9 protein-coding genes are annotated in these 9,409 nt (G+C 71.2%); 6 read left to right on the top strand and 3 right to left on the bottom strand.

The genetic code is table 11. The features are described from left to right. Positions 1 to 175 precede the first annotated feature (175 nt). Together ACFV9W_RS13540 and ACFV9W_RS13535 are read left to right on the top strand one after the other, a co-directional pair. Entirely contained in the window at positions 176 to 1,474 is a 1,299-nt protein-coding gene (locus ACFV9W_RS13540; RefSeq protein WP_385759258.1) for a M18 family aminopeptidase, read from the top strand. 79 nt (positions 1,475 to 1,553) lie between these two features. Continuing rightward, a complete protein-coding gene (locus tag ACFV9W_RS13535; protein ID WP_385759256.1) occupies positions 1,554 to 1,775 on the top strand; it encodes a DUF6458 family protein in 222 nt (73 codons plus the stop codon). A 25-nt stretch (positions 1,776 to 1,800) separates the two neighbouring features. Here the strand turns inward: ACFV9W_RS13535 and ACFV9W_RS13530 are convergent, their stop codons facing one another. Continuing rightward, the gene (locus tag ACFV9W_RS13530; RefSeq protein WP_385759253.1) at positions 1,801 to 2,187 is read right to left on the bottom strand and encodes a cupin domain-containing protein; all 387 of its coding nucleotides are present in this window, start codon (positions 2,185 to 2,187) and stop codon (positions 1,801 to 1,803) included. Positions 2,188 to 2,239: 52 nt separating this feature from the next. On the opposite strand from ACFV9W_RS13530, the gene ACFV9W_RS13525 reads away from it, so the two are divergent. Then, entirely contained in the window at positions 2,240 to 3,244 is a 1,005-nt protein-coding gene (locus tag ACFV9W_RS13525; protein ID WP_385759250.1) for a helix-turn-helix domain-containing protein, read from the top strand. Positions 3,245 to 3,275: 31 nt separating this feature from the next. Next, positions 3,276 to 4,133, top strand: coding sequence for a YhjD/YihY/BrkB family envelope integrity protein (locus ACFV9W_RS13520; RefSeq protein WP_385759247.1), 858 nt, complete (start codon positions 3,276 to 3,278; stop codon positions 4,131 to 4,133). Positions 4,134 to 4,200: 67 nt separating this feature from the next. Here ACFV9W_RS13520 and ACFV9W_RS13515 read toward each other — a convergent pair whose 3' ends face one another. Then, on the bottom strand, positions 4,201 to 5,748 hold the full coding sequence (locus ACFV9W_RS13515) for an FG-GAP repeat domain-containing protein (protein ID WP_385759244.1): 1,548 nt from the start codon (positions 5,746 to 5,748) through the stop codon (positions 4,201 to 4,203). Positions 5,749 to 5,939: 191 nt separating this feature from the next. Here ACFV9W_RS13515 and ACFV9W_RS13510 point away from each other — a divergent pair, with 191 nt between their 5' ends. Then, positions 5,940 to 6,440 carry an LURP-one-related/scramblase family protein gene (locus ACFV9W_RS13510; protein ID WP_385759242.1) on the top strand — a complete coding sequence of 167 codons (501 nt, stop codon included), beginning with the start codon at positions 5,940 to 5,942 and terminating at the stop codon, positions 6,438 to 6,440. Between the two features lie 1,051 nt (positions 6,441 to 7,491). Here ACFV9W_RS13510 and ACFV9W_RS13505 read toward each other — a convergent pair. Further along, positions 7,492 to 8,301, bottom strand: a complete 810-nt coding sequence (locus tag ACFV9W_RS13505; protein ID WP_385759239.1) for a carbon-nitrogen family hydrolase — start codon at positions 8,299 to 8,301, stop codon at positions 7,492 to 7,494. 179 nt (positions 8,302 to 8,480) lie between these two features. Between ACFV9W_RS13505 and ACFV9W_RS13500 the strand changes: the two genes are divergently transcribed. Further along, positions 8,481 to 9,305 (top strand): maleylpyruvate isomerase family mycothiol-dependent enzyme, encoded by an 825-nt coding sequence (locus ACFV9W_RS13500; protein WP_385759237.1) that lies wholly within the window; start codon positions 8,481 to 8,483, stop codon positions 9,303 to 9,305. Positions 9,306 to 9,409 lie beyond the last annotated feature (104 nt).

Below are 9,409 nucleotides of genomic sequence, written 5' to 3'. Positions count from 1 at the left end.
GCTCGGAGATGTGTATAAGAGACACCTTCAGGGGCGCGGGGAACTGCGCGAACCGGACCACGACGAAACCGCAGGACGCCGACGAAGCGGCACCCCGCAGGGGCCCCGCGAAGGCCGCCGAAGGCAGGCCACCGGGGCCGCGCCCCACCCGGAGGGACTGGCTACCCTTGGCCGCATGAACACCGCCTCCCGCCCCTTCGACCGCGGGCACACCGACGACCTGATGGCCTTCCTCGCGGCGAGCCCCACGCCGTACCACGCCGTGGCCACCGTGGCCGCACGCCTGGAGAAGGCCGGCTTCCAGCAGGTCGCGGAGACCGACGCCTGGGACGGGACGAGCGGCGGAAAGTTCGTCACCCGCGGCGGCGCGATCATCGCCTGGTACGTCCCGGAGGGCGCGAGCGCCCACACCCCGTACCGCGTCGTCGGCGCCCACACCGACTCGCCGAACCTGCGCGTGAAGCCGCAGCCCGACATGGCGGGCAACGGCTGGCGCCAGGTCGCCGTCGAGATCTACGGCGGCCCGCTGCTCAACTCCTGGCTCGACCGCGACCTCGGCCTCGCCGGCCGCGTCTCGCTGCGCGACGGCACCGAACGCCTCGTCAACGTCGACCGCGCCCTGCTGCGCGTCCCGCAGCTCGCCATCCACCTCGACCGCTCCGTCAGCACGGACGGCCTCAAGCTGGACAAACAGCGCCACATGCAGCCCATCTGGGGCCTCGGCGGCGACGTCCACGAGGGCGACCTGATGGCGTTCCTGGAGGACGAGAACGGGCTGGGCCGCGGCGACATCACCGGCTGGGACCTCATGACGTACGCCATCGAGGCCCCCTCCTACCTGGGCCGCGACAAGGAACTCGTCGCCGGGCCCCGCATGGACAACCTGCTGTCCGTGCACGCCTGCACCGCCGCCCTCGCCGAGGTCAGTAAGCAGGAGAACCTCCCGTACATCCCCGTGCTCGCCGCCTTCGACCACGAGGAGAACGGCTCGCAGTCCGACACCGGCGCCGACGGCCCGCTGCTCGGCACGGTCCTGGAGCGCTCGGTGTTCGCGCGCGGCGGCTCGTACGAGGACCGGGCGCGCGCCTTCGCCGGCACGATCTGCCTCTCCTCCGACACCGGCCACGCCGTGCACCCCAACTACGGCGAGCGCCACGACCCCACGCACCACCCGCGCGCCAACGGCGGCCCGATCCTCAAGGTCAACGTCAACAACCGCTACGCGACGGACGGTTCGGGCCGCGCCGTCTTCGCGGCGGCGTGCGACAAGGCGGGCGTCCCCTTCCAGTCGTTCGTGTCGAACAACGCGATGCCCTGCGGCACCACCATCGGCCCGATCACCGCGGCCCGGCACGGCATCAAGACCGTCGACATCGGCACCGCGATCCTCTCCATGCACAGCGTGCGCGAACTGTGCGGCGCCGACGACCCGTACCTCCTCGCGAACGCGCTCACCGCGTTCCTGGAGGGCTGAACTCCGGTGTGAGTGCGAGGGGTTCGGGGGTACCCGGGCCCCTCACGCAGTTCCGCACACACCACAGGAGGAAGGCCTCATGAGTCTTGGGGGTTGCATCATCCTGGTCGCCGTCGGCGCGATCCTCGCGTTCGCGACCGACTGGCACATGGAGAGCGTCAACCTCGACCTGGTCGGCTGGATCTTCATGATCGTCGGCCTGATCGGGGTCTTCGTGTTCCGCAGCGTCGGACGGCGCAGGCGCATCGTGCCACCGGGCGGCACGACCGTCGTCGAGGACGAACGGGACAAGCACTTCTGACGCCTCCTGGCCGCTCGACGGCTGGTCACACCCAGCGGTGCCCCGTCGTCGAGTCGACGTGGTCCGGCACCGGGTCGTGGTCGTCGCCCGTCGACGACGTGCCGGTCGGTTCCAGGAGGAGGATCGCGGTGCCGGGGGCCGCGTGCGGCTTGTGCCAGGTTCCGCGCGGGACCGTGAAGACCGAACCGCGGGGCAGCACCACTTCCCGTTCGCCGTCCACTTCGCGCAGCCCGATCGTGAGCTCGCCCTCGACGACGAGGAAGAACTCGTCGGTCTCCTCGTGGACGTGCCAGACGTGCTCCCCTTCGGCCTTCGCCAGGCGGACGTCGTAGTCGTTGACGGACGTGACGATGCGGGGGCTCCACAGGGCATCGAAGGTGGTCAGGGCCTTGGCGAGGTTCACGGGTTCCATGCCCCTCATGCTCCGTGCGATGCCGGAACCCCGCGAGTGCTAGTAATCGCACATGTCGCAAGGATCCTCGCACCGCCCTCATCACGTCGTCGTCCTCCTCGACGAGGGCGTCAACCCCTTCGAAGTCGGCGTCGCCACCGAGGTGTTCGGGCTGCCGCGGCCCGAGCTCGGCGAACGGGATCCGCTGTACGCGCTGGTGTTGTGCGCGCCGGACCCCGACATCCGCATGAACCACGGGTTCTTCACGATGGCGGGCGCCGCGGGACTCGAGGCCGTAGACCGCGCCGACACACTCGTCGTGCCCGGACGGCCCGACAACGTGGTGCCGCGCACCGAGGCCGTGCTCGACGCGATCCGGCGGGCCCATGCGCGCGGCACAAGGATCGTCAGCTTCTGCACCGGGGCCTTCGCTCTCGCGGAAGCCGGACTGCTCGACGGGCGGCGGGCCACGACCCACTGGCGGTGGGCCGAGCAGTTCCGCGCGCTGCATCCGAAGGTGCTGCTCGAACCGGATGTGCTGTTCGTCGACGAGGGCGATGTGCTGACCGCGGCGGGGAGTACGGCCGCGCTAGACCTGGGGCTCCACCTCGTGCGACGCGATCACGGCGCCGAGGTCGCCGCCTCCGTGTCCCGGCGGCTCGTCTTCGCGGCCCACCGGGACGGCGGACAACGGCAGTTCATCGAGCGGCCACTGCCCGAGGTGCCCGACACCTCGCTCGCGCCCGTGCTCACCTGGGCTCAGGAGCGGCTCGACGAACCGCTCACCGTCGGCGCGCTCGCCGCCCGTGCCGCGGTCAGCCCGGCCACCCTGCACCGCCGTTTCCGCGCCGAGCTGGGCACGACGCCGCTGGCCTGGCTGCTGAACGAGCGCGTCGACCTCGCCTGCCGGATCATCGAGCGCGGCGAGGAACGGATCGACGTCGTGGCGGCGAGGAGCGGCCTGGGCAGCGCCGCCAATCTGCGGACTCACCTGAAGCGGGCGACGGGGCTGAGCCCGTCGGCGTACCGGAAGAGGTTCGGGGACCGCGGGCCGGGATCCGGTGTGGCAGGCGCGTGACCGGTGGGTCCGTGGTCGACGCTGGGCAGTTATGAGTGACAGCAGCGGGCGCGTCGGTCGTACCGTCCAGTGGGCCACCGAGCAGGTCGAGAGCGTGCGGGAGCGGGTTCCCGTTGTGACGCGGGTGGCGCGGCAGCTCGGGGCCGTGCGGTTGCTCGACTCCTCCACGCGGCTCGCCGCGCAGGCGTTCTTGACGGCGATCCCGATGCTGTTCGTCGTGGCGGCGTTCGCGCCGTCGGCCGTGCGGCAGCAGCTGCTCGACTCCTCGCGGACCGCGATGGGCCTCAGCGGCGCCTCGCTCGACCAGGTCAGGCAGGTCTACGCGGCAGGGGACTCCGGTACGCGCGACACCTCGGGGGTCGTCGGGGTGCTCGTCACGCTGCTGTCGGCGACCGCGTGCAGCCGGGCGTTGCAGAGGGTGTGCGAACGGTCCTGGGGGCTGCCGCCCGCGGGGCTCGGGCTCGTGGCCTGGAGGTGGCTCGCGTGGCTCGGCGTGTGGACGGTGGCGATCCTCGCGCAGGGCGTGCTGCGGGACGGCTTCGGCGCGGGGGCCTGGTTGGGGGTCGTGCTGTCGTACGTGACGAGTGTGCTGCTGTGGTGGTGGACGCAGCATCTGTTGCTGGGGAGCCGGGTGGCGTGGCTGCCGCTGCTGCCGGGGGCGCTGCTCACCGGGGTCGGCGTGGTCGCGCTGTCGTGGGCCTCGCATCTGTACATGCCGCGCGTGCTGAACCGTTCGCTCGCCCAGTTCGGCCCGTTCGGGCTGGTGTTCACCCTGTTGTCGTGGCTGATCGTGCTGTTCACGGTGGTGTGCGTGGGGATCTCGGTGGGGCAGGTCGTCGCCCGGGAGCGGGCGGTGGCGCGGCTGTTGCGGACGCTTGAAGCGGGGTAGGGCCGCACCCCGTGGAAGGGGTGCGGCCCTACTGTTCTCCGTGCGGTGGCCTGCCTACGGCAGGGGGTTACCGCAGCGGGTTGCCGAACAGGGCCTTGGCGTCAGGGGCGCCGAGGTCCTTCGGGTTGATGGCGGTCGAGCCGGTCGCGGTGATGCCGGTCGCGGTTCCGGGGAACGACCAGACGGCGCCGGACGACGCGTTCTCGCCGGTCGCGGAGACCGCGAGGTCGCGGTTGCCGTCACCGTTGGTGTCGAGCAGCTGGCAGCCCGAGCCGAACGCGTCGCCCGACTCGGCGACGCCCGGCACGTCCGCCGAGTTCTGGTTGAACACCTGGGAGCCCTCGCCGGTCACGCCGTCCGCGGTGCCGTGCAGCAGCGCGAAGGAGCCGGCGTCGGTGAGGCCGCTGAAGTCCTCGCCCGCGATGCCGAGGGCGACCTCGGCCTTGCCGTCGCCGTCCACGTCGGCCACGGAGACGCAGGAGCCGAGCTTGTCGCCGTCCTCCTGGGCGCCGTAGAAGCCGGGCAGGGACTGGTCGAAGGACTGGGTGGCATCGTTGTCGAGGCCGTCCGCCGAGCCGAACGCGACGGTGACCTTCTGGTTCGTCTCGCCGATGTCGGACTCCTCGGGGTCGGAGCCGACGACCAGGTCGTCGATGCCGTCGCCGTTCACGTCACCGGAGGCCAGTTCCCCCTGGGTCTCCGGTGCCCAGCCGCGCTTGAAGCCCGAACCGCTGCCGTACAGGACGGTGTTGTTCCATACGCCGTCGCCGTTGTACGAGCGTGCGGCCAGGTCGTCGCGGCCGTCGCCGTTGAGGTCGCCGACGGCGTTGAAGAACACGGGTCCGGTCGTCGAGTCCGGCCCGTCCACGCAGCCGTACTCGTCGTCGACGCAGGTGGCGTCGGACTGGCCGTAGCCCCACCACTCGGACTTGTCCATGAAGTTGAGCTTCTGGGCGGGGGCGCCGGCCCTGGAGACGGGTCCCTTCCACAGTGCGGCGCCCTGGGTCTCGGGGTCGTCGCCGTAGCTGCCCATGTCGGCGAGGAGGGCCAGGTCGGCCTTGCCGTCGCCGTCGAAGTCGCCGATCTGCGGCGAGCGTCCGTACGTGGCGATCTTCGTGCCGCCGGTCAGGCCCGAGGCCGAGCCCCAGACGATGACGCTGCCGGCGTCCTTGCTCTTGGAGCCGATCACGAGGTCGCTGTAGCCGTCGCCGTCCAGGTCGCCCTTGGTGAGGTACTGGCCGAACGCCTCCTTGGCCGCGGCGGAGCCCGGGATCCCGCTGGTGGAACGGGAGATCAGCTTCTTGTTCGCGGGGTCGAGCCCGTTCGCCGAGCCGTACGTCACCGCGACGTAGCCGGCGGCCGCCTGGCCGGAGATGGTGCCTCCGGGCGCGGCGGTGACGAGGTCGGCGTAGCCGTCGCCGTTGAAGTCCTCGGCGGGGTCGGCCTCACCCGCGGCCGCCTTGGCGGTGGTGGTGGTCGTTCCGGTGGAGTTCGCCCCCGGGGCCGCCTGGGCTGCCGGGGTCAGTGACACAGCGGTCAGGCCGCCCGCGACGAGGGCCGCGGACAGCAGGCCGATCCGGTTCCTGCGGACACTGTGGGGTCGTGCGCGCAACATGCGGTTCCTTTGGTCGTAAGGTCACGTCCACCTCATACGACCCATTAATCCCTCGAACGGTTGCACCTACCACTGAATTCGCTTTCTACGTGCGGGTTTTCGGGCCACGCGGAAGGCGACGTTCCCCCATCCGGCCCGAACCGTCGCCGCGACGCGGGTCCTCCTCCCGACTTCCGGGCACTCATGGACGTATGCGCTACGAAGTGAGAGAGCGGATCCTCGGGATCGGCGAGGACTACTGGATCGAGGACGAGCAGGGCCGCAAGGCGTTCCTCGTCGACGGCAAGGCGATGCGGCTGCGGGACACCTTCGAGCTCAAGGGCCCCGACGGGCAGGTCCTCATCGACATCCACAAGAAGGTCTTCGCGCTGCGCGACACGATGGTGATCGAGCGCGGCGACGAGGAGCTGGCCAGGATCAGGCGCAAACGGCTGTCCCTGCTGCGCAATCACTACCGCGTGCAGCTGGCCGACGGCAGCACGGAACTCGACGTCAGCGGCAAGGTCCTCGACCGGGAGTTCGCCGTCGAGTACGAGGGTGAGCTGCTGGCCGAGATCTCGCGGCGGTGGCTGCGGGTACGGGACACCTACGGCGTCAACGTGGTCCGCGAGGACGCGGATCCGGCGCTCCTGATCTCGGTTGCGGTCTGCGTGATCCACCTGGCGGAGAAGGAACGGGGGGTGGTGGACTGACCCCGCCCCAACGCTGCCGCTGGCCCCCGGACGGGACTCCGCCGCCCAGCCTGCGCACGGGGCTCCGCCGCCCAGCCTGCGCACGGGGCTCCGCCACCCATCCGCGGACGGGGTCCGGCACCCGCCTGCGCACGGGGCTCCGCTGCCCCGCCCGCACACGGGACCCCGCCGCCCAGCCTGCGCACGGGACTCCGCCACCCGTATGCACATGGGACGCCGCCGCCCCGCGCGAACACGGGACTCCGCCGCTCGTCCGCGCACGAGGCTCCGCCGCCCCGCCTGCACACCGGACTCCGCCCCCGCCCGCACACGGGGCTCCGCCGCCCCGCCCGAGCACGGGACTCCGCCGCCCTTCTCCCACCCACCCGCCCCCTCCGGGGGCGTCGGCCTCACGGGGCGCGGCCACCGCCTCGGGCCAACGGCTGCCCACCCGTCGCGGTCAGCGGCCCTCGCGTTGGGCAACCTGCCCCGGTGCGGCCCCCACCCGTCACGCTCAACCGCCACCGCCTTGGGCAACCTGCCGCAGGGACGGCTCCCACCCGTCACGGTCGTCCACCCCGCCAGGGCAACCTGCCACAGGGACGACTCCCCACCCGTCACGGTCGACCACCCCCGCCTGGGGCAACCTGCCACAGAAACAACTCCCCACCCATTACGGTCGACCACCCCGCCAGGGCAACCTGCCACAGAAACAACTCCCCACCCATTACGGTCGACCACCCCGCCAGGGCAACCTGCCACAGAAACAACTCCCCACCCGTTGCGGTCGACCGCCACCGACTTGGGCAATCTGCCGCCTTGGGCGGCAGGGTGGGCAAGGCGGCCCCCGGTGCCGCGCAACTATGGCCACGGGCGCCAACCCCGGTACAGACCGGAAACCGGTGCCGCGCACCCAGGACGACGGGCGCCAACCCCGGCACAGATCGAAGTCCGGTGCCGCGCACCCAAGACGGCAGGCGCCAACCCCGGTACAGGTCGGAAAACGGTGCCGCGCACCCACGACCACGGGCCCTGACCACGGCACCCGCCCAAGAGCCCCCGGTGCAGCCCGCTATCGACCGGTCGGCGCCGCGAGCCCCAGCCGGCGGTCCTTCAGCGCCGGGAACTGCTCACGGGTGACCCCGACCTTCGCCGGGTCGAACTCCACCCGCAGCACCTCTTCCCCGGCCCCCGCCTCCGCGAGCACGACACCCCACGGATCGACCACGACGCTGTGCCCGGCCTGCGCAACCCCCGCATGCGTACCGGCACTTCCGCACGCCAGAACGTACGCCTGGTTCTCCACGGCCCGCGCCTGCGCGAGCAGCGTCCAGTGCGAGCGCCGCCGCTCGGGCCACCCCGCCGACACGATCAGCGTCTGCGCACCCCGGTCCACCAACCCCCGGTACAGCTCCGGGAACCGCAGGTCGTAACACGTGGTCACGCCCGCCACCGTCTCCGGAAGCCGCACCGTCACCAGTTCCTCGCCCGCCGCCATCAGCACGGCCTCGCCCTTGTCGAAGCCGAACCGGTGGATCTTCCGGTAGGCGGCGGCGAGTTCACCGTCGGGGGAGAAGACCAGCGAGGTGTTGTAGAGGGGGCCCTCCGGATCGCGCTCCGGGATCGAACCCGCGTGCAGCCATACGCCCGCGTCCCGCGCGGCCTTGGCCATCGCCTCGAAGGTCGGGCCCTCCAGCGGCTCGGCCTCCTCGGAGAACAGCTCGTAGGCGAACGCCCCGGTAGTCCACAACTCGGGAAGCACGACGAGATCGGCGCGCCCCGCCTCTTCTCGTACCAGTGAACTCACGCGCTCCCGGCGGGCGTTGACTGACTCGGCCACTTTGTCGTCATTTACCGCGATCTGGATGAGCGAGGCGCGCACACTACCACCGTCCTGGCATTCGAGCCGTCGGCTCTACGTCAACAACAGCCCTGCGTTCGTCACACCAAAGCACTGCCGGGGTGCCTACGGGCAGCGTAACTTAGCCTCTCAAGACACCCACGCCCGTGCCCGACGACTGTCTAAACGCCCGTGTACCACCGCTCGAGGGGTCCCCTTCCGTGAGTCTCCACCCCAGCCTTCAGACCTACGCCGACGCCTGGACCCACTCCGTGGAAGCGATATCCGAGCTGGTCACCCCGCTCGCCGAAGGCGAATGGAACCGGGCGACACCGTGCCCGGGCTGGTCGGTGCGCGACGTCGTCTCGCACGTGATCGGCGTCGACTGCGAGATGCTCGGCGACCCGCGGCCCATCCACACGCTGCCCCGCGACCTCTACCACGTGCAGACGGAGTCGCAGCGCTACCAAGAGGTCCAGGTCGACATCCGCCGGCACCACACGGCACCCGAAATGGTCTCGGAGCTCGAGTACACGGTCATCCGCCGCAACCGGCACCTTCGCAACGAGTCCCGCGACCCCTCGACCATCGTGCGCGGCCCGCGCGGCATCGAGGAGACCCTCGAATTCGCCATGCGCAGGCGGGCGTTCGACATCTGGGCGCACGAGCAGGATCTGCGCTGGGCGCTCGGCAAGCCCGGCAACCTCGACTCCCCGGGCGCGTACGTGACCCGGGACCTGCTCCTGTCGATCCTCCCGAAGATCGTCACGAAGGACGCGGGCGCCCCGGCGGACTCGGCCGTCGTCTTCGATGTGCACGGGCCGGTGGAGTTCCTGCGCACGGTGCGCGTGGACGCGGACGGCAGGGGCACGGTCGACGGCTCCCCCTCGCTCGGCCCGGCGGTGACGATCGCCCTGGACTGGGAGACGTACGTACGGCTGTCCTGCGGGCGGGTCACGGTGGACGCGGTGGCGGACCGGGTGAAGTCGGAGGGCGACGCGGATCTCGCGTCCGCGATCCTGTCGGCGCTGGCCGTCACGCCCTGACCTTCGGTACGCCCCGCCGCCAGCGCCTTGGGCAATCTGCCGCCTAATGGGGTCTTCCCTGCTCGGAGCTTGTCGGAGAGCTTGGGGAAGGCAGGGTGGGCAAG

This window comes from Streptomyces sp. NPDC059897, from assembly GCF_042730865.1.
Lineage (GTDB): Bacteria > Actinomycetota > Actinomycetes > Streptomycetales > Streptomycetaceae > Streptomyces.
This window is presented reverse-complemented; position numbering and strand designations above follow the sequence as displayed.